The sequence below is a fragment of the Acidiphilium multivorum AIU301 genome, assembly GCF_000202835.1.
Lineage (GTDB): Bacteria > Pseudomonadota > Alphaproteobacteria > Acetobacterales > Acetobacteraceae > Acidiphilium > Acidiphilium multivorum.
In genome coordinates, this window is record NC_015186.1 from 1393099 (window position 1) to 1418909 (window position 25811).

Genomic DNA, 25811 nt, shown 5'->3' on the forward strand with positions numbered 1-25811 from the left:
CGGCGGTTGAACACAGGCCTGCGAAGGGCATATCGGCTTTCATGTCGGAATGTATCACCGCGTCCCCGGCCGCCGTCGCGAAGACCGATGCCGCCCCCTCCTCCGCGCTGACCACGCTGTTCGCGGTCGCGACCGGCGCGGTCGTCGCCAACATCTATTACGTCCAGCCTCTGGTCGGCACGATCGCGCCGGATATCGGCCTGCCGGCGCAGGTCGCGAGCCTGCTGGTGACGCTGACGCAGCTCGGCTACGCCGCCGGCCTGCTGCTGCTGGTGCCGCTGGGCGACCTGCTGGAGAACCGCAAGCTGATCGCGCGCATGGTCGGCGCCTCCGCCATCGCCCTCGGCCTCGCCGCCATCGCCTGGAACGGCACGAGCTTCCTCGCCGCCTCGCTGCTGATCGGCGTCAGCTCCGCGGCGGTGCAGATCATGGTGCCGATGATCGCCTCGCTGACGCCCGATGCCATCCGCGGCCGCGTGGTGGGCAATGTGATGGCCGGGCTGCTGCTCGGCATCCTGCTCGCCCGGCCGATGGCGAGCTTCGTCGCCTGGCTCGCCGGCTGGCGGGCGGTGTTCGGCATTTCGGCGGCGGGCATCGCGCTGCTGGCGGTCCTGCTGCGGCTCAAGCTGCCGCGCGTCACGCCGAAGCTCGATCATCACTATGGCGAGCTGATCGTCTCGATGCTCGGCCTCTACCGCACCGAGCCGATGCTGCGCCGCCGCGCCGCCTACCAGACCTGCGCCTTCGCCGCCTTCACCCTGTACTGGACGGCGGCGCCGCTGCTGCTGCTGCATGAATTCCACTACACCCAGTTCGGCATCGCGATCTTCGCCCTGGTCGGCGCCGCCGGCGCCGCCGCCGCGCCGATCGCCGGGCGGCTGGCCGATGCCGGATACGGCCGCCCCGGCACCGCGACCGCGCTGGCGCTGATCGCCCTCTCCTTCCTGATCTCGGGCTATGGCGCCGCCATCCACAGCGTCGTCCTCCTCGCCGGCGCCGGCGTGCTGCTCGATTTCGGCGTGCAGGCCAACAACCTGTTCGGCCAGCGGGCGATCTACGCCCTTGCCCCCGAGCGGCGGGCCCGGCTGAACGGCGCCTACATGACCGCCTTCTTCCTCGGCGGCGCCGCCGGCTCGGCGGTGGCGAGCGACCTGCTGATCCGCGGCGGCTGGACGCTGGTCGCCATCGTCGGCGGGGTGCTGCCGCTGCTCGCCCTGACCTATTTCGGCATCAACGAAGTGCGGCGGGCGGCGGCGCGGCACCACGGATGAAGGCGGCGCTCTCGTCGAGCGCCGCGCGCCCCTCGGGCAGGATCGCCTGGAAGATCGGCCAGGCATGCGGCACGACGGGCCAGATCCGGAGCAGGCTATCGACGCCGGCGGCCAGCGCCTTCTCGTGCAGCCGCACCGAATCGTCGAGCAGCACCTCCCGCGCGCCGACATGGACCAGCATCGGCGGCAGGCCGGCGAGATCGGCGTAGAGCGGCGAGGCGAACGGATTGTACGGATCGGTGCCGGCGAGATAGGGGCGCGCGCCCTCGGCGATCCGGCCGCCCTGGATCATCGGGTCGCACCGCCGGTTCTCGACCGCGCTGCGGCCGGTGCCGGCAAGGTCGGTCCAGGGCGAGAACAGCACCAGCCGCGCCGGCATCGCCATGCCCGCCTCGCGGACCCGCAACGCCACCGCGAGCGCGAGGCCGCCGCCCGCCGAATCGCCGGCGATGGCGAGGCTCGCCGGATCGTGCCCCTGCGCGACGAGCCCGCGGAAGGCGGCGAAGCCGTCATCGACGGCGGCGGGAAAGGGATGCGCCGGGGCGAGGCGGTAATCGGCGGCGAAGACACGCAGGCCCCGGCGCGCGAGGCCGCCGGTGACCGGGCGGTGCGACTCGGCGGAGCAGACGACATAGCCGCCGCCATGCAGGTAAAGCACGGTCATCGCCGGCGGGGCGCCGAAGGCGGGCTCGACCCATTCGCCCGGCACGCCGCCGATGATCGAGGGGGTATATCGCACGCCGCGCGGGGTCGGCATCGGCGAGCGGAACGCCTTGCGGAGCGACTCGGCATCGGTCGCGCGGGCGAGCTTGCGCTTGACCTGCACACGCAGGACCGGATTGATCAGGTGGGCTGCGAGGCTGGCCATGGGTCTGTGTCGGGCTCCGGGTGCATGGCGGAAGAGGCTTGTTGCTGTAAGATGGGGCCATGCCGATCCGCCGCCTAGACCCGACCACGATCAACCGGATTGCCGCCGGCGAGGTCATCGAACGGCCGGCCGCCGCGGTCAAGGAACTGGTGGAGAACGCGCTCGATGCCGGGGCACGACGGATCGGGGTGACGATCGAGGGCGGCGGGATCGGCCGGATCGAGGTGACCGATGACGGTCACGGGATTCCCGAGGCCGAACTGCCGCTGGCGATCGAACGGCACGCCACATCGAAACTGACCGACGAGGCGCTGGTCCGGATCGCCACGCTGGGGTTCCGGGGCGAGGCGTTGCCGTCGATCGGGGCGGCCGGACGGCTGACCGTAACCTCCCGCCCGGCGGGGCAGGATTCGGCGGCCAGGATCGTGGTCGATGGCGGGGCCGTCCGCGAGGTCGAGCCGGTGGCCGGGCCGGTCGGGACCTGCGTGACCGTCGAGGACCTGTTCCACGCGACGCCGGCGCGGCGGAAATTCCTGCGCAGCGCCGGCGCCGAGGCGGGGTCCTGCGCCGATGCGGTCCGGCACCTGGCGCTGGCGGCGCCTGCGGTGGGGTTTTCGCTGACGATCGACGGGGCGGCGAGTTTCGACCTGCCGCCGCAAGACCGGCGGGAGCGGGTGGCGGCGATCTATGGGCGGGCGGATGCGGAGAAGCTGCTGGAGATCGAGGCGGTTCGCGAAGAGGTGGCGCTGCGGGGGTTCATCTCGCCGGCGAGCCTGACGCGGGCGGCGGCGCGGCACCAGCACATGGTGGTGAACGGGCGGCCGGTGCGGGACCCGCTGCTGCGGATGGCGCTGCGGCTCGCGTATCGGGAGCGGATTCCGGCGGGGCGGCATCCGCTGGCGGCGCTGTGGCTGGAGATTCCGGCGGAGATGCTGGATGTGAACGTGCATCCGGCGAAGGCGGAGCTGCGGTTCGCAGCACCCGACGCGGTGCGGTCGCTGATGATCGGGGCGGTGCAGCGGGCGCTGGCGACCCCGGCGGACCTGGCGGCGGCCCCCTCGGTGTCGATGCCGCGGACGAGCTGGGCGGCTTCCTCGCCGATGCCGCGGTATCCGCAGGCGGAGAGCCGGGCGGCGCGGGGGTTCGCGGAGGCGGAGTTGCGCGGGCTGGATTTGCCGCCGGCGCGGGTGGCGCCGGAGGTTCTGCCCGAATCGCGGCCGGACTATCCGCTGGGGACGCCGATCGCGCAGGTGTTCGACACGTATATTCTCGCGCAGAGCGGGGACGGGACGCTGGTGCTGGTGGACCAGCACGCGGCGCATGAGCGGCTGACCGAGATCAGGCTGCGGGCGGAGCGGGATTCGGGGGCGATTCCGGCGCAGGCGCTGCTGGCGCCTTCGGTGGTGGAGCTGCCGGCGGAGGATATCGCGCGGCTGCTGGGGGCGGCGGAGCGGCTGGCGGGGCTGGGGCTGGAGATCGAGGCGTTCGGGCCGGGGGCGGTGCTGGTGCGGGCGGTGCCGGCCGCGCTGGCCAAGGCCGACCCGGCCGCGCTGGCGCGGGATGTGGCGGACACGCTGGCGGAGAGCGGGACGGCGACGGCGCTGGAAGCGAAGCTGGACGCGGTGCTGATCCGCATGGCGTGCCACCGTTCGGTGCGGGCGGGGCGGCGGCTGGCGTTCGCCGAGATGGAGGCGCTGTTGCGGGCGATGGAGACGACCCCCCTCGCCCAAACCTGCCCGCACGGGCGGCCCACGGTGCTGCGGCTGAGCCGGGGCGATCTGGAGCGGATGTTCGGCCGGGCCGGCTGAGACCATCCAGATCGTTCTTCCCGAACGGCCTGCACCCGCTGAAAACGTGGCTTTGTCCGGTAGCTGTCTGGTTGCTACGAGGCCCAAGCCCACGGTTCATGACCGTGATGCCACTCAAAAAACGGTGTGATTTCAGGAATTTGTGTGGTGGGCGCGACAGGGATTGAACCTGTGACCCCTGCCATGTCAAGGCAGTGCTCTCCCGCTGAGCTACGCGCCCGCCGTTGCGGTGCGACGGGTATTACAGGCCGCCGCCCCGCGATGCAAGAGGGCCGGAGCCGGTCAGCGCGGCGCCATCCGTAGCGCGCCGTCGAGCCGGATCGTCTCGCCGTTCAGCATGGTGTTCCCGATGATATGGCACACCAGCGCGGCGTATTCCGCCGGCCGCCCGAGCCGCGGCGGAAACGGCACGGCGGCGCCGAGCGCGCACTGCGCCTCGTCCGGCAGGCCGGCCATCATCGGGGTTTCGAACACGCCGGGCGCGATCGTCATCACCCGGATGCCGCTGCGCGCCAGTTCCCGCGCCAGCGGCAGCGTCATGCCGGCCACCCCGGCCTTCGAGGCGGCATACGCGGCCTGGCCGATCTGCCCGTCGAACGCCGCGATCGAGGCGGTGTTCACGATCACCCCGCGCTCGCCGCCCTCATCCGGCGCACCTTCCGCCATCGCCGCGGCGGCGAGCCGGATCATGTTGAACGTGCCGATGAGGTTCACCGAAATCACCCGCGCGAACCGCTCGAGCGAGGCCGGTCCCTCGCGCCCCAGCACCTTCTCGCCCAGCACGATTCCGGCGCAGTTCACCAGCCCGTGCAGCCCGCCGAACGCCGCCCGCGCCGCCGCCACCGCGGCCTCCGCCTGGCCGGCATCCGTCACATCGGTCCGCACGAATCGCGCGGCGGCGCCGAGTTCGGCCGCGAGCGCCATGCCCGGCGCCTCGGCCACATCCGCCAGCACCACGCGCCCGCCCTCCGCCACCAGCGCCCGCGCCGCGGCGGCGCCAAGCCCGGAGCCGCCGCCGGTGACCAGAAACACCTTGTCGCGAATGTCCATTTTTGCTCCGCCCCGTCAGATTGCCCGGCGCGCCATCACGCCGGGCCGCCGCCCTCGCCCGAGGCCAGCTCCGGAAACGCGCTCTCGGCGAAGCGCACCACCTCGCCCGCCAGCCCGGCCTCGCCGCCCGCCTCGCCGCGCCGCAACTGCACACGCCGGATCTTCCCCGAAATCGTCTTCGGCAGGTCGGTGACGAACACGATCTCCCGCACCCGCTTGAACGGCGCCAGCCGCGCCCGCGCATGCCGGAAGATCGACAGCGCCGTGGCCCGGTCCGCCGCCGCCCCCGGCACCAGCGCGACATAGGCGACCGGCACCGAAAGGCGGATCTCGTCCGGCTTCGGCACCACCGCCGCCTCGGCGACGCTTCCGTGCTCGATCAGCACGCTCTCCAGCTCGAACGGGCTGATCCGGTAATCCGACGACTTGAACACGTCATCCGCCCGGCCGACGAAGGTGAGATAGCCGTCGGCGTCGATCTGCGCGACATCGCCGGTCCGGTAATAGGCGCCGTCGGTGCCGCGCAGCGCGCCGGTCTCGGCGTCGACATAGCCGCGCATCAGCCCGGCCGGCCGCGCCGCGCCAAGCGGCAGCGCCACCTCGCCCTCGGTCACCGAATCGTTCGCCTGGTCGAGTATGGCGATGCGGTAGCCCGGCAGCGGCCGGCCCATCGACCCCGGCTTCACCGCCTGGCCGGGCGAATTGCCGATCTGCGCGGTCGTCTCGGTCTGGCCGTAGCCGTCGCGGATCGTCAGCCCCCACATCGCCCGCACCCGGTCGATGATCTCGGCGTTCAGCGGCTCGCCGGCGCAGGCCAGCTCGCGCAGCGCCACCTTCCATTGCGCGAGATCGTTCTGGATCAGCAGCCGCCAGACCGTCGGCGGCGCGCACAGCGTCGTCACCCCGCAGCGGACCAGCGTATCGAGCAGCGCCTTCGCCTCGAAGCGCGGCTGGTTGACGATGAACACCGTCGCCCCCGCGTTCCAGGGCGCGAAGAAACTGCTCCAGGCATGCTTCGCCCAGCCCGGCGAGGAAATGTTCAGATGCACATCCCCCGGCCGCAACCCGATCCAGTACATCGTCGAGAGACTGCCGACCGAATAGGAATAATGCGAATGCAGAACGAGTTTCGGCTTCGCCGTGGTGCCCGAGGTGAAATAGAGCAGCAGCGGATCATCCGCCCGGGTCGGTCCGTCCGGCGTGAAATCCGCGCTCTCGCCCTCGGGCGCGTAGGGCGTCCACCCATCCGGCGCGCCGCCGATCGCGATCCGCTGGAACGTGCCGGCCACAGCGTCGAACTTCGCCGCCTGGTCCGCCGTCGTCACCACGAAACGCGCCGCCCCGCGCTCCACCCGGTCCTGCAACTCCTCGGGCGTCAGCAGCGTCGTTGCCGGAATCACCACCGCGCCGAGCTTGATCGCCGCCAGCATCACCTCCCACAACGGCACGATATTGCCGAGCAGCAGGATCAGCCGGTCGCCCCGCCGCACGCCCCGGGCGCGCAGGAAATTCGCCGTCCGGTTCGACCGGGCCGACAATTCGGCGAAGCTCAGCCGCACATCCTCCCCGCCCGCCGGATCGGCGATCCACAGCGCCGGGCGCCGCGCGCTGCCGGCATCGCGGGCGAGATGCGCATCGAACCAGTCGAGCGCCCAGTTGAAATCCCGCGCCTCCGGCCAGCGGAATCCGGCGGAGGCGGCGGCAAGATCGGTCCGGTGGTCGAGAAGGAACTGCCGCGCGGCGATGAAGTCGGTCATGGACGTTTCCTTTTTTTCTGGTTCCGCGCCTCCCGCGCCGCTCAGGCGGGTTTCGACGCCGCCGAGATCGCCCGGAAGATCGCGGAAAAATCCTCGCCGCCATGCCCTGATTCGGCGAACGCGGCGTAGATGTCGCGCGCATGGCGGCCGAGCGCGGTCTCGGTGCCGGTCGCCGCCGCCGCCTCCATCGCGAGACCGAGATCCTTCAGCATCAGCGCGGCGGCGAAGCCCGGCCGGTATTCGTGATTGGCCGGGCTCGCCGGCACCGGTCCCGGCACCGGGCAATACGAGGTCAGCGACCAGCACTGGCCCGAGGCGGTGGAGGCCACGTCGAACAGTTTCTGCCGGTCGAGCCCCAGCCGGTCGGCCAGCGCGAAGGCCTCGCTCACCGCGATCATCGAGATGCCGAGGATCATGTTGTTGCAGATCTTCGCCGCCTGCCCGGCCCCGGCGCCGCCGCAATGCACGATGCGCCGGCCCATCGCCGCCAGCAGCGGCTCGCCGCGCTCGAACGCCTCGGCGCTGCCGCCGGCCATGAAGGTCAGCGTCCCGGCGCTGGCACCGCCCACCCCGCCGGAGACCGGCGCATCGAGCGAGAGCATCCCCCGTCCCGCCGCCATCGCATGCGCGGCGCGGGCGGAGTCGACATCGATGGTCGAGCAGTCGATGAACAGCGTGCCGGCCCGCGCCGCCGGCAGGATGCCGTCCGCCGCCTCATAGACCGCGCGCACGATCGGGCCGGAGGGCAACATGGTGATCACCGCATCCGCGTCGCGCGCCGCCTCGGCGGCAAGCGACACGATCGTCACACCCGCCGCCGCCGCCGCCTCGCGCGCCGCCGGCACGGTGTCGAAGCCGAGCACCGCATGGCCCGCGCGGACCAGATTGGCGGCCATCGGGCCGCCCATGTTGCCCAGGCCGATGAATCCGATCCGTGCCATGCGTATCCTCCTGTCAGTGCGTTAGAGCATCATCCGATCGGATAAAGATGCTCTAATTATCAATATGATAGAGCACTACATCCGATCCGAAAGGATCGGAAAGTGCTCTAGTGCGTCGAGCCCCAGCTCATCGGCGCCGAGCGGCGCGAAATAGGCATCGAGCGCTTCATCATCCACGCCATCGAGCGTCGCCGGCTGCCAGCGCGGATTGCGGTCCTTGTCGACGAGCTGCGCCCGCACGCCCTCGACGAAATCATGCGCGGCGACGCAGCGCACCGCGACGCGGAACTCGCGGTCGATCGCGGTTTCCACCTTCGCATCGCCCCGCGCCGCGCGCACGAGGCGCAGGCTGAGCTTCACCGAGGTCGGCGACATCCGCCTGATCGTCGCCGCCGCCTCGCGCGCCGCCGGTTCGGCATGCGCCTCCAGCGCCGCGACGATCGCCTCGGCCGTCGGCGCCTTGTAGCAATCGTCGATCCAGGCGCGCTCGGCGAGCAGCGGCGAGTCCGGCGCCGGCGTCGCGAAGGCGGCGATGCAGTCATCGACATCAGCGCCATCCACCAGCGCCGCCAGCGCCGCCGTCAGCGCCGGCAGATGCCGGCTTTCCACGTAATGATCGGCGATGCCGCAGGACACCGCATCGGCGCCGGTCATCCGGTGCGCGGTGAGTGCGGCGTGAATGCCGGTCTCGCCCGGCATCCGCCCGAGCAGGAAAGTGCCGCCGACATCCGGCACGAAGCCGATGCCGACCTCCGGCATCGCCAGCATCGTCCGCTCGGTGACGATGCGGTGCGACCCGTGCGCCGAAATGCCGACGCCGCCGCCCATCACGATCCCGTCCATCAGCGCGACGAAGGGCTTCGGATAATTCGCGATATGCGCGTTCATCCTGTATTCGTCGCCAAAGAATGGAAAGGCGAGGCGTTCGCCGCCGCTCTTCGCCGCGTCGTACAGCGCGCGGATATCGCCGCCCGCGCACAGCCCGCGCTCGCCGCGCCCGTCCACCATCACGAAGGCGACGGAAGGATCGTCCGCCCAGCGCAGCAGCGCCGCGTCGATCGCCACTTCCATGTCGTGCGTCAGCGCGTTCAGCGCCCGCGGCCGGTTCAGGCTGATCCGGCCGACCCTGCCCTCGATCCGGATCTCGACATCCGCGGTCGTCTCCCCGCTCATGCGTTCCGCCCGATGAGGCCGCGCGCGACGATCAGTCTCATGATTTCGTTCGTCCCTTCCAGAATCTGGTGCACCCGCAGATCGCGCACGATCTTCTCGATGCCGTATTCGGCGAGATAGCCGTAGCCGCCGAACAGTTGCAGCGCATTGTTGGCGACTTCGAAACCCGTATCGGTGGCGATCCGCTTCGCCATCGCGCAGCGCCGGGTCGTGTCCGCCTCGCCGCGGTCGAGTGAAGCCGCGGCGGACCACAGGAAGAGCCGCGCCGCCTCCAGCTCGGTCGCCATGTCGGCAAGCCGGAACTGCAACGCCTGGAAATCCTCCAGCCGCCGGCCGAACGCCTCGCGCTCGCCCATGTAGCGCTGCGCCTTCTCCAGCGCCGCCTGCGCGCCGCCGAGAGAACAGGCGCCGATATTCACCCGCCCGCCATCGAGCCCGCTCATCGCGATGCGGAACCCCTCGCCTTCGGCGCCGAGCCGGAACCGTGCGGGAATGCGGCAGGATTCGAACACCACCTGGCGCGTCGGCTGCGCGTTCCAGCCCATCTTCCGCTCGTTGGCGCCGAAGCCAAGCCCCTTCGCATCCTTCGGCACCAGGAACGAGGAAATCCCGCGCGGCCCGGCGCCGCCGCTGCGCGCCATCACCAGATAAAGGTCGGTCGCGCCCGCGCCCGAGATGAACTGCTTGACGCCGTCGAGCACGTAATCGTCGCCATCGCGCACGGCCTTCGTCTTCAGCGCCGCCGCGTCCGATCCCGCCCCCGGCTCGGTCAGGCAGTAGCTGGCGAGATGCTCCATGCTCACCAGCGCCGGCAACACGTCCCGGCGCTGCGCGTCGTCACCAAACCGGTCGACCATCCACGCCACCATGTTGTGGATCGACATGTAGGCCGAAACCGCCGGGCAGCCGGTCGCCAGCGCCTCGAAGATCAGCGCCGCGTCGAGCCGCGTCAGTCCCGACCCGCCGCTCTCCTCGCGCACATAGATCCCGCCCATGCCGAGGGCTGCGCCCTCGCGGATCACGTCGAGAGGAAAGTGCCGCGCCGCGTCCCACTCCAGCGCGTGCGGCGCCAGCCGCTCGTCGGCGAAGCCGCGCGCCATCTCGGCAATCGCGCGCTGCGCCTCGTCGAGCGCGAATTGCGGCGTTGCGTCGGATGGCGTCGTGGCGTTCATCTCTTCCTCCCGAAAGCGGCGTCTCCGTCAGCCGATCGGCGCCGGCACGACGGTCTTGACGATCGTCGCATCCAGCGCCTCGAACCCGGCATAGTCGATGGTCTCGTAGAGCTCGGCGCGCGTCTGCATCGCCTCGACGCAATTCTGCGCACCACCATCGCGCCGGATCGCGGCGTAGAGATTTTCCACCGCCTTCGCCGAAACCCGCAGCGAGGTCACCGGCCAGATCACCATCCGGTAGCCCATCTCCTCGAACTCGGCGGCGGTGAAGAACGGCGTGCGGCCGAACTCGGTCATGTTGGCGAGCAGCGGCACGCCCGGCATCCGACGGGCGAATTCGCGGAACATCTCGGCGTTGTAGAGCGCTTCGGGGAAAATCGCGTCGGCCCCGGCCTCGACATACATCTTCGCCCGCGCCACCGCGCCGTCCATCCCCTCGCTCGCCGCGGCATCGGTGCGCGCGATGATGTAGAGGTTCCGCCGCGCATGCGCCGCCGCCGCCACCTTCGCCGCCATGTCGCGCGCATCGGCGAGCTTCTTGTCGTTCAGGTGGCCGCATTTCTTCGGCAGCAGCTGGTCCTCGATATGCACGGCACCCGCCCCGGCATCCTCGAAGCTGCGCACCATGTGCATCACGTTGAGCGCCTCGCCATAGCCGGTATCGCCATCGACCAGCACAGGCAGGCCCGAGGCCCGCGCCACCTGGCGGACGAAGAAGCACACCTCGTCGACGGTGATGATGCCGAGATCCGGCAGCCCCATCGAGGCGGTCATCGCCGCCCCGGAAAGGTAGCACGCCTCGAACCCGGCCCGCATCGCCTGCCGCCCGGCGAGCCCGTTATGCGCGCCCGGAATCTGCACGATCGGCCCACGTTCCACCAGTTCGCGAAAGCGCAGCCCGGCGGGTCGATCCGGCAGGCCGGATGCTTGCAGATAGCTCATCGAACCCTCCTCAGCCGCGCTTGTCGAGCGGCACGAACTTGCGATCCTCCGGCCCCACATAGCTGGCCGAGGGACGGATGATCTTGTTGTCGGCGCGCTGCTCCATCACATGCGCGCTCCAGCCGGTGGTCCGCGCGATCACGAAGAGCGGCGTGAACATCGCGGTCGGCACGCCCATCATGTGGTACGACACGGCCGAGAACCAGTCGAGATTCGGGAACATCCGCTTCGCGTCGTGCATGACGCTCTCGATCCGCTCGGCGATGTTGAACATCTTCATCGATCCCGCCTGCTCCGAGAGCGAGCGGGCGACGCGCTTGATCACCACGTTGCGCGGATCGGCGATGGTATAGACCGGATGGCCGAAACCGATGATCACCTCGCGCGCCTCGATCCGCCGGCGAATATCCGCCTCCGCCTCGTCGGGGTCGGCGTAGCGCTTCTGCACCTCGAAGGCGAACTCGTTGGCGCCGCCATGCTTCGGCCCGCGCAGCGCGCCGATGCCGGCGGTGATCGCCGAGTAGATGTCCGACCCCGTGCCGGCGACGACGCGCGAAGCGAAGGTCGAGGCGTTGAATTCATGTTCCGCGTACAGAATGAGCGAGGTGTGCATCGCCCGCACCCAGGCATCCACCGGCCGGCGCCCGTGCAGCAGGTGCAGGAAATGCGCGCCGATCGACTCGTCGTCGGTCTCGACATCGATGCGCCGCCCGTTGGCGCTGTAGTGATACCAGTAGAGCAGCATCGAGCCGAGCGAGGCGATCAGCCGGTCCGCCACGTCGCGCGCGCCGGCCGGGTTGTGGTCGTGCGCCTCCGGCAGCACGCAGCCCAGGGCGGAGACGCCGCTGCGCATCACGTCCATCGGGTGGGCGGCGGCCGGCAGCGCCTCCAGCACCTTGCGCACCGCATCCGGCAGCCCGCGCAGCGCCTGCAGCTTCGCGAGATAGGCCGAAAGCTCCGCCGCGTTCGGCAGCGTGCCGTGGATCAGCAGATGCGCGATTTCCTCGAAGCTGCACGTCTCGGCGATGTCGAGAATGTCGTAGCCGCGGTAATGCAGGTCGTTGCCGCTGCGGCCGACGCTGCACAGCGCCGTGTTCCCCGCGGCAACCCCCGAAAGGGCGACCGACTTCTTCGGCTTCGGCGCCGTCGTGGTCTCGCTCATGTTGTCTGCTCCTTGCGTCTCAGAAGATGCCCGGCTTGCCCTCGAGCAGCGCGCCCGCGGGCAGGGCGACGTTCAGCCGGTCGAGCTCACCGGCCGGCAGGCGCGGCAGTTCCTGCACCGCCTCGAGGAAGCGGGCGGCCTCGCGCGGCGAGATGATGCCGTCGGTCAGCGTCTCGAACTTGCGGATGTAATCGGCCCGCTCGAACGGATGCGCGCCCAGCGAATGCGCGTTCGCCACCGCCAGCTCGTCGACCAGCGTGCTGCCATCCTTGAACCGGATCTCGACGCGCCCGCCGAACGCCTTCTCGGCCGGATCGGTGGCGTGGTAGCGGCGCGTCCACTCCGGGTCCTCGGCGGTCTCGATCTTGTGCCACAGCGCCACCGTGTCCGCCCGCCGCGCCCGCTTCGGCGCGTAGCTGTCGACATGGTGCCAGGTGCCGTCCTGCAGCGCGACCGCGAAGATGTACATGATCGAATGGTCGAGCGTCTCGCGGCTCGCCTTCGGGTCCATCTTCTGCGGGTCGTTCGCCCCCGTTCCGATCACGTAATGGGTGTGGTGCGAGGTGTGGATGGTGATCTTCTCGATCGCGTCGAAATTCTCGATCTGCTCGCGCATCCGGAAGGCGAGGTCGATCAGCGCCTGGCTCTGGTATTCGGCCGAGTGCTCCTTGGTGTAGCTGTCCATGATCGCGCGCTTGGCCTCGCCCTTGCCCGGCAGCGGCACGTGATAGACGGCATCCTTGCCGCCCAGCATCCAGGCGATCACGCTGTCCTCGCCCTCATAGATCGGGCTCGGCGCGCCCTCGCCGCGCATCGCCCGGTCCACCGCCTCGATCGCGAGCTTGCCGGCATGGGCGGGCGCGAACGCCTTCCACGAGCTGATCTCGCCCTTGCGGCTCTGCCGCGTGGTGAAGCTGACATGCACCGCCTGCTGCACCGCCTGGAAGATCGTCTCCTGCTTCAGCCCGAGCAGCGCGCCGATGCCCGCCGCCTGCGCCGGGGCGAGATGCGCGATATGGTCCTTCTTCCATTCGTGCAGGCAGATCGCCCGCACGAGGTTGATCTGGATCTCATACCCCGTCGCGATGCCGCGGATCAGGTCGCGCCCGGAGCGCTCCATCACCTGGCCCACCGCGAGGATCGGCGGAATGTTGTCGCCCGGGTGCGAATAGTCGGCGGCGAGGAAGGTGTCGTGGTAATCGAGCTCGCGCACCGCCGTGCCGTTCGCCCAGGCCGCCCATTCCGGGCTCACCGTCTTGCGCGCCGGCAGGCCGAACACCGTCGCCCCGCCGCGCTTCGCATGGCCGAGCGCCATCGCCCGGGCCGAGACCACCGGCCCGCGATTGACCGAGGCCACCGCCACCGCCGCGTTGTCGATGATCCGGTTGATGATCATCGCCGTCACGTCCTTGTCGACGGCCACCTTGTCCGCCGCCACGCCGGCGATCTTCCACGCCAGCTGGTCGTCCCGCTTGAGCAGGGATTTGGATGGATGAACACGGACTTCGTGAAGTTTCATGGCGGTTGCGCTCGTGGTTGCTGAAGGTGGTTTGGCCCCGCAATAGCCGCTGGACTTCGCAGTCACAAGCGAATTGCGGCAAGTTGGATCGAAGCCGGGACGGCGAATTGCGAAGTCTGCGAACTCACGCCGCCCCTCCGGTGGCGCGCGCGCGCATCGCCTTCTTGTCCAGCTTGCCGACCGAGGTCTTGTCAAGGGTCTCGACCAGATGCACCCGGTCCGGCACCGCGTAGCGCGAGATCGCGCCGGCATCCGCCCGCGCCTGCACATGGCCGCGCAGCGCCGCCTCGTCGGCCTCCATCCCCGCGCGCAGCACGACGAAGGCCACCGGCCGCTCGCCCCAGCGCTCGTCCGCGACCCCCACCACCGCCGCCTCCGACACCGCCGGATGGGTGAGCAGGATCTCCTCCAGCCCGATCGAGGAGATCCACTCGCCGCCGGTCTTGATCACGTCCTTCACCCGGTCGACGATGCGCAGATACCCGTCGGCGTCGATCGTGCCGATATCCCCGGTATGCAGCCACCCGCCCCGCCAGAGCGCCGCCGAGGCCTCCGGGTTGCCGGCATAGCCCGGCGTCAGCGCCGGGGTGCGCGTCACCACCTCCCCGACCGACTTGCCGTCATGCGGCACATCGTTCATCGCCTCGTCCACGATCCGGACCTCGACCAGCGGCCCCGGCAGGCCAGCCGCCATCCGGTAGCCGATCTCCGCCTCGGCGCGATCGGGCAGCCCGTCGAGAATGTCGCCGCGCAGCTGCGCCAGCGTCATCACCGGGCAGGTCTCCGACATGCCGTAGCCGGCGAAGATGTCGATCCCCCGCGCCAGCGCCTGCTCGCAGAGCGGCCGCGGCAGCGCCGAGCCGCCGATCACCACCCGCCAGCGCGACAGGTCGATCGCCTTCGCCGCCGGCGCGTTCAGGATCATGTGCATGATCGTCGGCACGCAGTGCGACACCGTCACCCGCTCCTCGACCAGCAGCCGCAGCACCACCTCCGGCAGGAACCGCCCGACATAGACCTGCTGCATCCCCAGCATCGTCGCCGCGTAGGGAAAGCCCCACGCGTGAACGTGGAACATCGGCGTCAGCGGCATGTAGACGTCCTCGCGCGACAGCCCGCCATTCAGCCCGGACATGTTGATTCCGGTCAGCACCATCAGCGTGTGCAGCACGAGCTGCCGGTGGGTGAACATCACCCCCTTGGGCAGGCCGGTCGTCCCCGTCGTGTAGAAGGTCGTCGCCAGCGTGTCCTCGTCGAATTCCGGAAACGCGTCGAGCGGCGCCGTCGCCGCCAGCATCGTTTCATACTCCCCGGCGAAGCCCTCCGGCACGGCGATATCGTCGTCGCGGATCAGCACCACCTGGCGCAGCTTCGGCAGCCGCTCGCGGATCGCCGCCAGCACCGGCAGGAAATCCGCGTGCACGAACAGGATTTCCGCGCCGGAATGATCGATCGTGTAGGCGATCTGCTCCGGGCTGAGGCGGATGTTCACCATCATCAGCACAGCACCCGCCATCGGCACCGCGAAATAGGCTTCGAGGTAGCGGTGGCTGTCCCAGTCCATGAAGGCGACGCGCGTGCCCATCCCGGCGCCGAGGTCGCGCAGCACGCCGCCGAAGCGGTGCACGCGGGCGGCGAATTGCGGATAGGTCAGCCGCGTGTCGCCGCGATAGACGATCTCGCGCCGGCTCGCCTGCGCGATCGGCATCTTCAGCAGCTGCCCGATCAGCAGCCGGTAGCGGAACGGTTCCGTCACCTCGGTCATGTCTCGTCTCCTCCAGGTCGCGTCCCCGTTGGCACGGGGGCTTGTGCACCATAGGATAGGCGCGTATCGCGCCCGTCAACCCCGCCCGGAACGGGCCAGCAACGATGAGGAAACCCGAATGACCGCGTTGAAATCCCTGTTCGACCTGACCGGCAAGCGCGCCCTGATCACCGGCGGCTCGCGCGGCCTCGGCCTGCAGATCGCCGAGGCGCTCGGCGAGTTCGGCGCCACCATCGCGATCTCCGCCCGCAAGGAGGACGAGCTGGACGAGGCGGTGAAGCACCTCGCCGGCCTCGGCATCGCCGCCACCGCCCATGTCAGCGACCTCGGCCGGGACGACGGCCCGAAGACGCTGGCCGACGCCGTGCTGGCCTCGGGCCCGGTCGACATCCTGGTGAACAATGCCGGCGCCACCTGGGGTGCCCCGGCGGTCGACGTCACGCCCGAGGCCTGGGCGCGGGTGATGAACCTCAACGTCAACAACCTGTTCTTCCTCACCCAGGCGATCGCCGCACGCTCGATGATCCCCCGCAAGTCCGGCAAGGTGCTCAACATCGCCTCGATCGCCGGGCTTCGCGGCCATCACCCGGACATCACCGGCACCATCCCCTACAACACCTCGAAGGGCGCGGTGGTGAACATGACCCGCGCGCTCGCCGCCGAATGGGGCCCGCACAACATCACGGTGAACGCGCTCGCCCCCGGCTTCTTCCCCTCGAAGATGACGCGCGGCATCCTCGGCCAGTTCGAGGAAAAGATCCTGGCGAAGACGCCGATGAACAAGCTCGGCAACGACGCCGACCTGAAGGGCGCCGCCCTGCTCTTCTGCTCCGCCGCCTCCGGCCACATCACCGGCCAGATCCTCGCGGTCGATGGCGGCTCCGGCGTGATCTGACCCGCGCTCAGCCCCCGGACGCGGCGGCCACCGCGTCGCCGATCCGGGGGCGGAAGCCGAAGAACCCGCGCCCCGCATGCGGCCACAAGGCGCGGTCCCAGGCGCGGGCGACCCGCACCGCCCCCACATCCGCCGCCGCCAGCGCCTGCGCGACGGGCCCGATGGGCGGATGCGCGGTCACCACCTTCAGCCGGTGCGCCGCCGCCCAGCCGGCGAGATCGTCCACTTCCAGCAGCACCGGCCGGACGCCGAATCGCGCCGCCGCCCGTCCCATCGCATCCACCAGCGCGCCATGGGCGAAGCCCGCCACCGCCGGCGCCACGCCGCCGCGCGCCCGCGCCTCGGGCATCGCCACCGCCGCCACCGCCCGCACCGTGCAGCCGGCAAGATCGAGCGTCTCCGCCGCGCAATCCTCCTCGTGCAGCAGCAGCACGACCTCGCCCGAAGGCGGCGGATCGAATTGCGGCGGAAGCGCCGGCCGCGGCCGCACCGCCTCGGTGAGCGGTTCCGCCGCCTCGTCGAGCAGCCCGCGCGGATCGAACCGCCCGCCGGTGAAGCGCGCGATGTTCTCCGCCCGCGCGAGATAGTGCTTGCCCGGCGTGTGCAGCCCCGCCACCCACCGCCACGACAGCGTGTTGGAGGCGATGTCGCCATCCAGCAGGTGGCGGAGAAAGAAATCCGCCCCGAGTTCCCAGGGCAGCCGCAGCGTGAAGATCCAGATCGAGGCGAACCACATCCGCGCATGGTTGTGCAGGTAATTCCGCGCGACGATCTCCCGCGCCCAGGAATCGAAACAGTCGATCCCGGTCCGCCCGGCGCAGGCATCGTGAAACGCGCGCCGCAGCCCCTCCTCGGTCGCGAGCCGGTTCTCCGCCCGCCGCAGCCCGGCGCGATAGAGATCGTACACGCCGGGCCGCTGCTCCAGCCAGCCCTTCCAGTAGGTCCGCCAGCCGACCTCCTCGATGAATTTCGCGGCCGCCTCGCCATGCGCCGCGAACGCCGCCCGCGCCACCTCCGCCTCGGTCAGCAGCCGGTGCCGCAGCCAGGGCGACAGCTGCGAGACCGCCCCTTTCCGCTCCGGTCCGGGATCGGTATTCCGCCCCGCCGCATAAGCCGCCCCGGCGCGCGGCAGGAAGGCGGCAAGGCGGTCGAGCCCGGCGTCGCGGGTGGGAATCGGTTCGGCATCCATGCCCCGCAAATGGCGCCTCGGCCGCTCTTGGCAATGCCCGCCGGATCGGCCAAACAGACTGACAGGAGGTTTGGGTGGACAAACAGGCCGTGACCAGCGCCGACATCGCCGCCGCCGAGCGCGTTCTCGGCATCGCCCAGACCGGGCCGGAACGCGACCTGCTCGCCGGCGCCCTCGCGGCGCAGATCGACCTGGCCCGCGCCCGCCGCGCCGTCCCGCTCGACGAGCGGCTGGCCCCCGCCTGCGTGTTCGACCCGCGCCTCCCCGGCTTCGCGCCGCCGCCGGCGGCACCGCTGCGCCTGCCCGCCGCCGACGCCCCGTTTCCCGGCGACGACGATGCGGCGATCGCCTTCGCCCCCGCCCGCCTTCAGGCGGCGTGGGTCCGCGCCGGGCACCTCACCGCGACCCGCCTGGCCGCGATCTGCCTCGACCGCATCGCCCGGCTCGATCCCGCGATCGGCGCCTTCGCCCGCCTCAACCCCGCCGCGCTGGACGAGGCCGCCGCACTCGACGCCCGCGCCGCCCGCGGCGACTGGGCCGGCCCGCTGCACGGCGTGCCCTGGGGCTGCAAGGACCTGATCGACACCGCCGGCCTCGTCACCGATCGCGGCGCCGAACCCTTTCTCGGCCGCCTGCCGGAACAGGATGCCGTCGCGGTCCGCCGCCTGCGCGCCGCCGGCGCCGTGCTGCTCGGCAAGACCACCGTCGGCGCGCTCGGCTACGGCGATGTCTGGCATGGCGGGCGCACCCGCAACCCGTGGAACACGGAGGAAGGCGCCTCCGGCTCCTCCGCCGGTTCCGCCGCCGCCGCCGCCGCCGGGCTCTGCGGTTTCGCCCTCGGCACCGAAACCCTGGGCTCGATCGTCGCCCCCGCCGCGCGCTGCGGCGCCGTCGGCCTGCGCCCCAGCTTCGGCCGCATCGCCCGCACCGGCACGATGCCGCTCTGCCCGAGCCTCGACCGTCTCGGCCCGCTCTGCCGCGATGCCGGCGACGCCGCGCTGATCCTCGCCCTCCTCAACGGCGCCGACCCCGACGATCCCTCCAGCCTCGACATCCCCTTCGGCGGCGATGCCGGGCGCGACCCCGAAGGCCTGCGGCTCGGCATCCTGGCGGCCGATTTCGCCGACCCCTCGGCGGAAGCCGCCCGCGCCGCGATCGAGCATTGCCGCGCCCTCGGCGTCGTCCCGGTGCCGGTCGAACTGCCCGCGCTGCCCTGGGAAAGCCTGGTCTCCCTGCTGATGGCCGAGGCGGCGGCGAGCTTCGAGCCGCTCACCCTCTCCGGCGCCGACGACCTGCTCGCCCGCCAGGACGAATCCGCCTGGCCCAACCAGTTCCGCCTCGCCCGCTTCCTCTCGGCGGTCGACCACATCCAGCTCGACCGGCTCCGCCGCCGCGGCATGATGGCGATGCGCGACCTCCTCGCCGGGGTCGATCTCCTCGCCGCGCCCTTCGGCGTCGGCGCGCTGCCGACGCTGGCCGCCTTCACCGGCCATCCCTGCCTCTGCCTGCCGGTCGGCTTCACCCTCTCGCCGCCGCGCCCCTCCGCCGGCATCGCCGCCGACGCCCCGGCCAACGCCCCGGCGCGCCGCGTCCCCGCCGCGCTCTGCCTCTGGGGCAGGCTGTTCGACGAGGCGCCGATGCTCGCCCTCGGCCACGCCCTCGCCCGGCGCTGCGCGCTCGACCTCCGCCCGCCGCACGGCCTGACCGGCGCCACGTAAGGACCCGAGCGCCGCATGACCCGGACCCATCCCCCCGCCGAAGACCCCGACCTCGCCGGCGACATCGCCGCGATCCGCCCGAGCGGCCTGTTCGATCCCGGCCATTACGCGCTGCAGGCGCAGGACATGCCGGCCGGCACCGACCCGCTCACCGATTTCTGCCGCCGCGGCTGGCGCGCCGGGCATCGCCCCAACCCCTATTTCGACCCCGCCTTCTACCTCGCCCGCAACCCCGACATCGCCGCCTCCGGCGCCAACCCGCTGCGCCACTACATCGATTTCGGCGACCGCGAGGGCCGCGACCCCTCGCCGCTGTTCCACGCCGGCTGGTATCGCGAGACCTATGGCATCCCCGATGGCGCCAACGCGCCGGCCGATTTCCTCTCCCGCCGCCGCACCGGCAAGGTCAGCCCGGTCCCGCTGTTCGACCCGCAATGGTATCTCGACAACAACCCCGACGTCGCCGCCGCCGGCAGCGATCCGTTCGAGCATTTCTGCGCCTTCGGCGCCGCCGAGCGGCGCGACCCGAGCCCGGATTTCGACATCGGCTTCTACGCCGCCCGCTATGCCGACGAGATCGCCGGCGGCAATCCGTTCCTGCACTATCTCGCCCATCGCGGCGGCGGCTTCCACCCGCGCCGGCCGGCCGGCGAGCGGCTGATCGCCGGCGCCATCCGCGCCGCCACGCGCCCCGCCCCCGCCTTCGAGCCGCGCCAGCCCCTGCCGCCCGGCGCGCCCCGCCTCGCCACCGTGCTCGCCTATTACCTGCCGCAATTCCACCGTATCCCCGAGAACGACGCCTGGTGGGGCACCGGCTTCACCGAATGGACCAACCTCGTCCGCGCCACCCCGCGCTTCGCCGGCCACTACCAGCCCCGCGCCCCGCGCGATCTCGGCTTCTACTCGCTCGACGATCCCGCGGTGATGCCCCGCCAGATCGCGATGGCGAAGGAGGCCGGGCTCGGCGGCTTCGTCTTCTATTACTACTGGTTCAACCGCCGCCGCCTGCTGGAGCGGCCGGTCGAGCGCTTCCTCGCCGATCCCGCGCTCGACATGCCCTTCTGCCTGATGTGGGCGAACGAGAACTGGACCCGGCGGTGGGACGGGCTGGAACGCGAGATCCTCCTCGCCCAGGACTACCGGCCGGAGGACGACGCCGCGCTGGTCGACGACTTCGCCCGCCATTTCGCCGATCCGCGCTACATCCGGCTCGACGGCCGGCCGCTGCTGATGATCTACCGCGCCGCCCTGATCTCCGATCCGCCCGCGACCATCGCCCGCTGGCGCCGCCTCTTCGCCGAGCGCCACGGCGAAACCCCGCTGCTCTTCATGGCCCAGAGCTTCCACGACTACGACCCCCGCCGCCACGGGCTCGACGGCGCGGTGGAATTCCCGCCGCACAAGCTGGTGGTCGGCGCCCCCAAGCTCGACACCGCGCTCGACCTGTTCGACCCCGCGTTCTCGGCCGATGTCTACCGCTATGACGACATCGTCGCCGCCTCCCTCGCCGACCCCGACCCCGCCTATCCGCTGATCCGCACCGCCGTCCCCGGCTGGGACAACGACCCGCGGCGCGAGGGGGCCGGCGTCGTGCTGCACGAGGCGACGCCCGCCGCCTACCAGGCCTGGCTCGCGGCGCTGATCGAGCGCGCCCGCCGCGCCCCGGTCCATGGCGAGCCGATCGTCTGCATCAACGCCTGGAACGAATGGGCCGAGGGCGCCTATCTCGAACCCGACCTGCATTTCGGCGCCGCCTTCCTCAACGCCACCGCCCGCGCCATCACCGGCCGCGCCGATGCGGCGGACGCGCAGAACCTCCTCCTCGTCGGGCACGACGCCCTGCCCCACGGCGCGCAGATGCTGCTGCTCCACCTCGCCCGCACCCTGCGCCGCCAGCATGGCATCGTGCCGCGCATCCTGCTGCTCGGCGGCGGCGATCTGGTCCCCGACTACGAGGCCGAGGGCATCGTCGACCTCGCCCCCAACGAACCCGCGCTGCAGCACCATGTCGCTACCTACCGCGCCCAGGGCATCACCGCGGCGATCGTCAACAGCCTCGCCTCGGCGCGGGCCTGCGGGCCGCTGGCCGAGGCCGGGCTGCGCAGCATCCTTCTGGTCCACGAGATGCCCCGCCTCGTCGAGGAGCGCGCCCTGCGCGGCGTCGCCCGCCAGGGGATGCGCGCCGCCGCCGCCACCGTGTTTTCCTCGGCCCATGTGCGCGACGCGCTGTGCGCCGCGCTCGAGGCCACGCCCGCGGCCCATGTCATCCCCCAGGGGAACTACCAGGGCGTGCGCTTCGATGCCGCCGCCCGCCGCCGCTTCCGCGCCCGGCTCGGCCTCGCGGAGGATGCCTTCGCCGTGCTCGGCGTCGGCTTCGGCGACCTGCGCAAGGGGTTCGACCTCTTCCTCCAGGCCTTCCGCCTGCTCGCCGCCGCCCGGCCGGACATCCATTTCGTCTGGCTCGGCGAGACCCATCTCTGGATCCGCGACTATCTCGGCGCCGAGATCGAGGCCGCCCGCGCCACCGGCCGCTTCCACCTGCTGCCCTTCGACGAGGATGTCGCCCCCGCCTATTGCGGCGCCGACCTCTACGCCCTCACCTCGCGCGAGGACCCGCTGCCCACCACGGTGATCGAGGCGATGGCCGCCGGCCTGCCCGCCATCGCCTTCGCCGGCTCCGGCGGCATCCCCGACCTGCTGCGCGAGACCGGCGCGGGCGAGAGCGTGCCCGCCGGCGACGTCGCCGCCTTCGCCGCCGCGATCGCCGCCCGGCTCGACCATGAAGCACTCGCCGCCGCCCGCCCCCGCATCGCCGCCGAGGCCGCAACCCGCTTCGATTTCGCCGCCTATGCCCGCCGCCTGCTCGCCCTCGCCAGCCCCGGGCTGATCGGCGTCTCCTGCTTCGTCACCAACTACAATTACGAGCGTCACCTGCCCCGCCGCCTCGCCGGCATTTTCGGCCAGACCTACCCGCTCGAGGAGGTGACGCTGCTCGACGACGCCTCGACCGACGGTTCGGTGGCGGTGGCCAGGGAAACCGCCGCCGGCTGGCGGCGCAGCCTCGCGGTGCGCCGCGCCCGACGCAACAGCGGCTCGCCCTTCGGCCAGTGGCGCCGCGCCGCCGAGTCCGCGCGCGGCGACTTCGTCTGGATCGCCGAGGCCGATGACGACACCACCCCCCGCTTCGTCGCCCGCCTCGCCGCCGCCCTCGCCGCGGCGCCCGGCGCGGTGATGGCGATCGCCGATTCCCGCGCGGTGGACGACGAGGGCCGCACCCTGATGCCGGACTACCGGCGCTATTATGCCGAATCCGGCGCCGCCGACCTCGCGACGACGATGACCCTCGATGCGCGCGACTTCGCCACCCGCTTCCTCGCCACCCGCAACCTCATCCTCAATGTCAGCGCCGTGCTGTTCCGGCGCGACGCGCTGCGCGCGAGCCTCGCCCGCCTCGGCGACGAGCTGGCCACCTTCCGCCTCGCCGGCGACTGGCGGCTCTATATCGACCTGCTCGCCCATGCCGCCGGCCCGGTCGTCTGGGTCGCCGAGCCGCTGAACGTCCACCGCCGGCACGAGGGCGGAGCGACCGCCTCGCTCGACGGGCGGACCCATCTCGCCGAGATCGCCCGGGTGCAGGCGATCGCCGCCGACACCCTCGGCCTCGACGATGCCGCCCGCGCCGCCCAGCGCGCCTGGCGCGACGACCTCGCCGCCCGGCTCAGCCTGTCTCACGCCCCGCGCACCCGTAAAAAGATCTGAGCCGAACCCGGCGAACGTCTTTATTTTCCAATCGATTCTTCGTTCGTGAAATTTTATCAGGAAAATACTATCTAACATCATTTATATTGTTAGTTCTAGTTTCTAATTAAAAACTCAAGATTTACGAAAAACCCTGTAAATAACTATGAAATAAATCTGTTTTGATGCCGATTCATGAGATGATTCCGGCTATCAAAGCTGTTATATTACTTTGGCGTTAGGGGCCGCATCCGTCCCCGTCGCATCACGACACGATTCCGACGTTCCGCATTTGCAAACATCTTGCGCGAAGCAGATTTCCTGATCCGCTCTTTTTGAGATTATGCCTGATCCAACCTTGCGATTTCTGATCACCGGGGGCTGCGGCTTCATTGGTTCTGCGGTTGTCCGTCGGCTTGTGGCGAGCACGCCGCACGAGGTCGTCACCGTCGACAAGATGACCTACGCCGCCTCGGAGGACGCGCTGGGCGCTGCGCTGGGGCATCCGCGCCATCGCCTGATCCGCGCCGACATCGCCGATGCCGCGGCGATGCGCGCCGTCTTCGAGGCGCACCGGCCCGACATCGTCATGCATCTCGCCGCCGAATCCCATGTCGACCGCTCGATCGACGGGCCGCGCGATTTCATCGACACCAACATCACCGGCACCTTCGTCCTGCTCGAGGCCGCCCGCGCCTGGTTCGCCACCCTGGACGAGCCCGCCCGCCGCCGCTTCCGCTTCCACCACATCTCCACCGACGAGGTGTTCGGCGCCCTCGAACAAGGCGATCCCCCCTTCACCGAAACCACCCCCTACGACCCCCGCAGCCCCTACGCCGCCAGCAAGGCCGCCTCGGACCATCTCGTCCGCGCCTGGCGGCACACCTACGGCCTGCCCGCCATCGTCTCCAACACCACCAACAATTACGGCCCCTGGCAGTTCCCCGAGAAACTCATCCCGCTGGTGCTCATCAACGCCCTCGAGGGCCGGCCCCTGCCCGTCTATGGCGACGGCTCCAACCTGCGCGACTGGCTCTTCGTCGAGGACCACGCCGAGGCGCTCCTCGCCATCGCCCTCACCGGCACGCCCGGCGAGACCTACGCCATCGGCGCCCGCCAGCCCCGCTCCAATCTCGACGTCGTCCGCGCCATCTGCCGCCTGCTCGATGCCCGCCGCCCCGATCCCGCCGGCCCGCGCGAGCGGCTGATCACCTTCGTCGCCGACCGCCCCGGCCACGATTTCCGCTACGAGATCGACCCCGCCCGCAGCGAGGCCGCCCTCGCCTGGCGCGCCGCCCACGATTTCGAGGCCGGACTCGCCCGCACCGTCGACTGGTATCTCGCCAACGAGACCTGGTGGCGCGCCATCCGCGCCCGCCGCTATGCCGGCCAGCGCCTCGGTACCGCCGCATGATCCGCAAGGGCATCATCCTCGCCGGCGGCTCCGGCACCCGCCTGCACCCCTCCACCCTCGCCGCCTCGAAGCAGCTCCTCCCCGTCTACGACAAGCCGATGGTCTACTATCCGCTGTCGACCCTGCTGCTCGCCGGCATCCGCGACCTGCTGCTGATCTCCACCCCGCAGGACCTGCCCCAGTTCCGCCGCCTGCTCGGCGACGGCAGCCAATACGGCATCCGCATCGGCTATGCCGCCCAGCCCTCGCCCGACGGTCTCGCCCAGGCCTTCCTGATCGGCGCGGACTGGCTCGCCGGCGAGGCCTGCGCCCTCGCCCTCGGCGACAACCTCATCCACGCCGACCATCTCTCGCTCGCGCTGCGCCAGGCCGCCGGCCGGGAGGCCGGCGCCACCGTCTTCGCCTACCAGGTGCGCGATCCCGAGCGCTACGGCGTCGTCACCTTCGACGATGCCGGCCGCGCCATCGACATCGTCGAGAAACCCGCCGCCCCCGCCTCCAGCTGGGCGGTCACCGGCCTCTATTTCTACGACCGCCGGGTCACCGAATTCGCCCGCCGCATCCGACCCTCCGCCCGCGGCGAGCTCGAGATCACCGATCTCAACCGCCTCTATCTCGACGACGGCTCCCTCGCCGTCGAGCGCCTCGGCCGCGGCACCGCCTGGCTCGACGCCGGAACCCCCGACTCCCTGCTCCAGGCCGCAACCTTCGTGCAGACCATCCAGGCCCGCCAGGGGCAGCTCGTCGGCTGCCCCGAGGAAGTCGCCTTCCGCATGGGCTTCATCGACGCCGACACCCTGCGCCGCCACGCCGCCCGCCTCGGCAAGACCGAGCTCGGCCGCGTCCTGCGCGAACTCGCCGACGGAGAGGCCGCATGATCGAGCCGCTCGACCTGCCCGGCGTCATGCTCATCACCCCGCCCCGCTTCGCCGATTCCCGCGGCTGGTTCAGCGAAACCTGGAACCAGGCAAGGCTCGCCGCCCTCGGCTTCACCGAAACCTTCGTGCAGGACAACCACTCCTCCTCCACCCGCCCAGGAACCATCCGCGGCCTGCACTGCCAGCTCGCCCCCTTCGCCCAGGGCAAGCTCGTCCGCTGCATCCGCGGCGCGATCTGGGACGTCGCCGTCGACATCCGCCACGGCTCGCCCAGCTTCGGACGCCACGCCGCCGCCGAGCTCTCCGCCGCCAACGGGCGCCAGCTCTGGATCCCGCCCGGCTTCCTGCACGGCTTCTGCACCACCGAGCCCGATACCGAGGTCGTCTACAAGGTCACCGCCCCCTACGACAAAGCCTCCGAACGCGGCGTCATCTGGAACGATCCCGATCTCGCCCTGCCCTGGCCCGTCCCCGCCGGCACCGCCCTCCTCTCCGACAAGGACAATCTCCTGCCCCGCCTGGCCGAGGCCGAACCCTGGTTCAGGCTCTGA

General features: G+C 71.0%; 19 protein-coding genes and 1 tRNA gene. 8 read left to right on the top strand and 12 right to left on the bottom strand.

Features of this window, described 5'->3' with window-relative positions; translation table 11 throughout:
* Positions 1 to 41: 41 nt before the first annotated feature.
* Positions 42 to 1271 (top strand): MFS transporter, encoded by a 1230-nt coding sequence (locus tag ACMV_RS06130; RefSeq protein ID WP_013639873.1) that lies wholly within the window; start codon positions 42 to 44, stop codon positions 1269 to 1271.
* Here ACMV_RS06130 and ACMV_RS06135 read toward each other — a convergent pair.
* Positions 1231 to 2139 (bottom strand): alpha/beta hydrolase, encoded by a 909-nt coding sequence (locus tag ACMV_RS06135; RefSeq protein ID WP_011941658.1) that lies wholly within the window; start codon positions 2137 to 2139, stop codon positions 1231 to 1233. The two genes, ACMV_RS06130 and ACMV_RS06135, sit on opposite strands and share 41 nt — an antisense overlap.
* A gap of 59 nt (positions 2140 to 2198) precedes the next feature.
* Between ACMV_RS06135 and mutL the strand changes: the two genes are divergently transcribed.
* Positions 2199 to 3947, top strand: coding sequence for a DNA mismatch repair endonuclease MutL (mutL, locus tag ACMV_RS06140; protein ID WP_007421838.1), 1749 nt, complete (start codon positions 2199 to 2201; stop codon positions 3945 to 3947).
* Positions 3948 to 4092: 145 nt separating this feature from the next.
* Here mutL and ACMV_RS06145 read toward each other — a convergent pair.
* The 10 genes from ACMV_RS06145 to ACMV_RS06190 all read right to left on the bottom strand — a co-directional run bounded on the left by ACMV_RS06145 (position 4093) and on the right by ACMV_RS06190 (position 15428).
* Positions 4093 to 4167, bottom strand: a tRNA-Val gene (locus ACMV_RS06145).
* 62 nt (positions 4168 to 4229) lie between these two features.
* A complete protein-coding gene (locus tag ACMV_RS06150; RefSeq protein ID WP_013639874.1) occupies positions 4230 to 4997 on the bottom strand; it encodes an SDR family NAD(P)-dependent oxidoreductase in 768 nt (255 codons plus the stop codon).
* A gap of 35 nt (positions 4998 to 5032) precedes the next feature.
* Entirely contained in the window at positions 5033 to 6754 is a 1722-nt protein-coding gene (locus ACMV_RS06155; protein ID WP_013639875.1) for an AMP-binding protein, read from the bottom strand.
* A 41-nt stretch (positions 6755 to 6795) separates the two neighbouring features.
* Positions 6796 to 7695, bottom strand: a complete 900-nt coding sequence (gene mmsB / locus ACMV_RS06160) for a 3-hydroxyisobutyrate dehydrogenase (RefSeq protein ID WP_013639876.1) — start codon at positions 7693 to 7695, stop codon at positions 6796 to 6798.
* A gap of 75 nt (positions 7696 to 7770) precedes the next feature.
* Positions 7771 to 8868: an enoyl-CoA hydratase/isomerase family protein gene (locus ACMV_RS06165; protein WP_011941653.1), complete on the bottom strand. Its 1098-nt coding sequence runs from the start codon at positions 8866 to 8868 to the stop codon at positions 7771 to 7773.
* Positions 8865 to 10040, bottom strand: coding sequence for an acyl-CoA dehydrogenase family protein (locus tag ACMV_RS06170; protein WP_013639877.1), 1176 nt, complete (start codon positions 10038 to 10040; stop codon positions 8865 to 8867). Before ACMV_RS06170 ends, ACMV_RS06165 begins: the two co-directional genes overlap by 4 nt.
* A gap of 27 nt (positions 10041 to 10067) precedes the next feature.
* Positions 10068 to 10982, bottom strand: coding sequence for a methylisocitrate lyase (gene prpB / locus ACMV_RS06175; protein ID WP_013639878.1), 915 nt, complete (start codon positions 10980 to 10982; stop codon positions 10068 to 10070).
* Positions 10983 to 10992: 10 nt separating this feature from the next.
* Positions 10993 to 12144, bottom strand: a complete 1152-nt coding sequence (gene prpC, locus ACMV_RS06180; protein ID WP_013639879.1) for a bifunctional 2-methylcitrate synthase/citrate synthase — start codon at positions 12142 to 12144, stop codon at positions 10993 to 10995.
* Positions 12145 to 12163: 19 nt separating this feature from the next.
* Complete coding sequence (locus ACMV_RS06185; protein WP_007424084.1) at positions 12164 to 13663, bottom strand: MmgE/PrpD family protein; 1500 nt, start codon at positions 13661 to 13663, stop codon at positions 12164 to 12166.
* Between the two features lie 124 nt (positions 13664 to 13787).
* Complete coding sequence (locus tag ACMV_RS06190) at positions 13788 to 15428, bottom strand: fatty acid--CoA ligase (RefSeq protein WP_013639880.1); 1641 nt, start codon at positions 15426 to 15428, stop codon at positions 13788 to 13790.
* Positions 15429 to 15546: 118 nt separating this feature from the next.
* Here ACMV_RS06190 and ACMV_RS06195 point away from each other — a divergent pair, with 118 nt between their 5' ends.
* On the top strand, positions 15547 to 16323 hold the full coding sequence (locus ACMV_RS06195) for an SDR family oxidoreductase (protein ID WP_013639881.1): 777 nt from the start codon (positions 15547 to 15549) through the stop codon (positions 16321 to 16323).
* A 7-nt stretch (positions 16324 to 16330) separates the two neighbouring features.
* Here the strand turns inward: ACMV_RS06195 and ACMV_RS06200 are convergent, their stop codons facing one another.
* Entirely contained in the window at positions 16331 to 17512 is a 1182-nt protein-coding gene (locus tag ACMV_RS06200) for an FAD-binding domain-containing protein (RefSeq protein WP_013639882.1), read from the bottom strand.
* Between the two features lie 74 nt (positions 17513 to 17586).
* On the opposite strand from ACMV_RS06200, the gene ACMV_RS06205 reads away from it, so the two are divergent.
* The 5 genes from ACMV_RS06205 to rfbC all read left to right on the top strand — a co-directional run bounded on the left by ACMV_RS06205 (position 17587) and on the right by rfbC (position 25811).
* Entirely contained in the window at positions 17587 to 19230 is a 1644-nt protein-coding gene (locus ACMV_RS06205; RefSeq protein ID WP_013639883.1) for an amidase, read from the top strand.
* Between the two features lie 15 nt (positions 19231 to 19245).
* On the top strand, positions 19246 to 22989 hold the full coding sequence (locus tag ACMV_RS06210) for a glycoside hydrolase family 99-like domain-containing protein (protein ID WP_013639884.1): 3744 nt from the start codon (positions 19246 to 19248) through the stop codon (positions 22987 to 22989).
* Positions 22990 to 23326: 337 nt separating this feature from the next.
* Positions 23327 to 24382, top strand: coding sequence for a dTDP-glucose 4,6-dehydratase (gene rfbB / locus ACMV_RS06215; RefSeq protein ID WP_039888972.1), 1056 nt, complete (start codon positions 23327 to 23329; stop codon positions 24380 to 24382).
* Positions 24379 to 25260 carry a glucose-1-phosphate thymidylyltransferase RfbA gene (gene rfbA, locus ACMV_RS06220; protein ID WP_013639886.1) on the top strand — a complete coding sequence of 294 codons (882 nt, stop codon included), beginning with the start codon at positions 24379 to 24381 and terminating at the stop codon, positions 25258 to 25260. The genes rfbB and rfbA overlap by 4 nt, the downstream gene beginning before the upstream one ends.
* The gene (gene rfbC / locus ACMV_RS06225) at positions 25257 to 25811 is read left to right on the top strand and encodes a dTDP-4-dehydrorhamnose 3,5-epimerase (RefSeq protein WP_007424379.1); all 555 of its coding nucleotides are present in this window, start codon (positions 25257 to 25259) and stop codon (positions 25809 to 25811) included. The genes rfbA and rfbC overlap by 4 nt, the downstream gene beginning before the upstream one ends.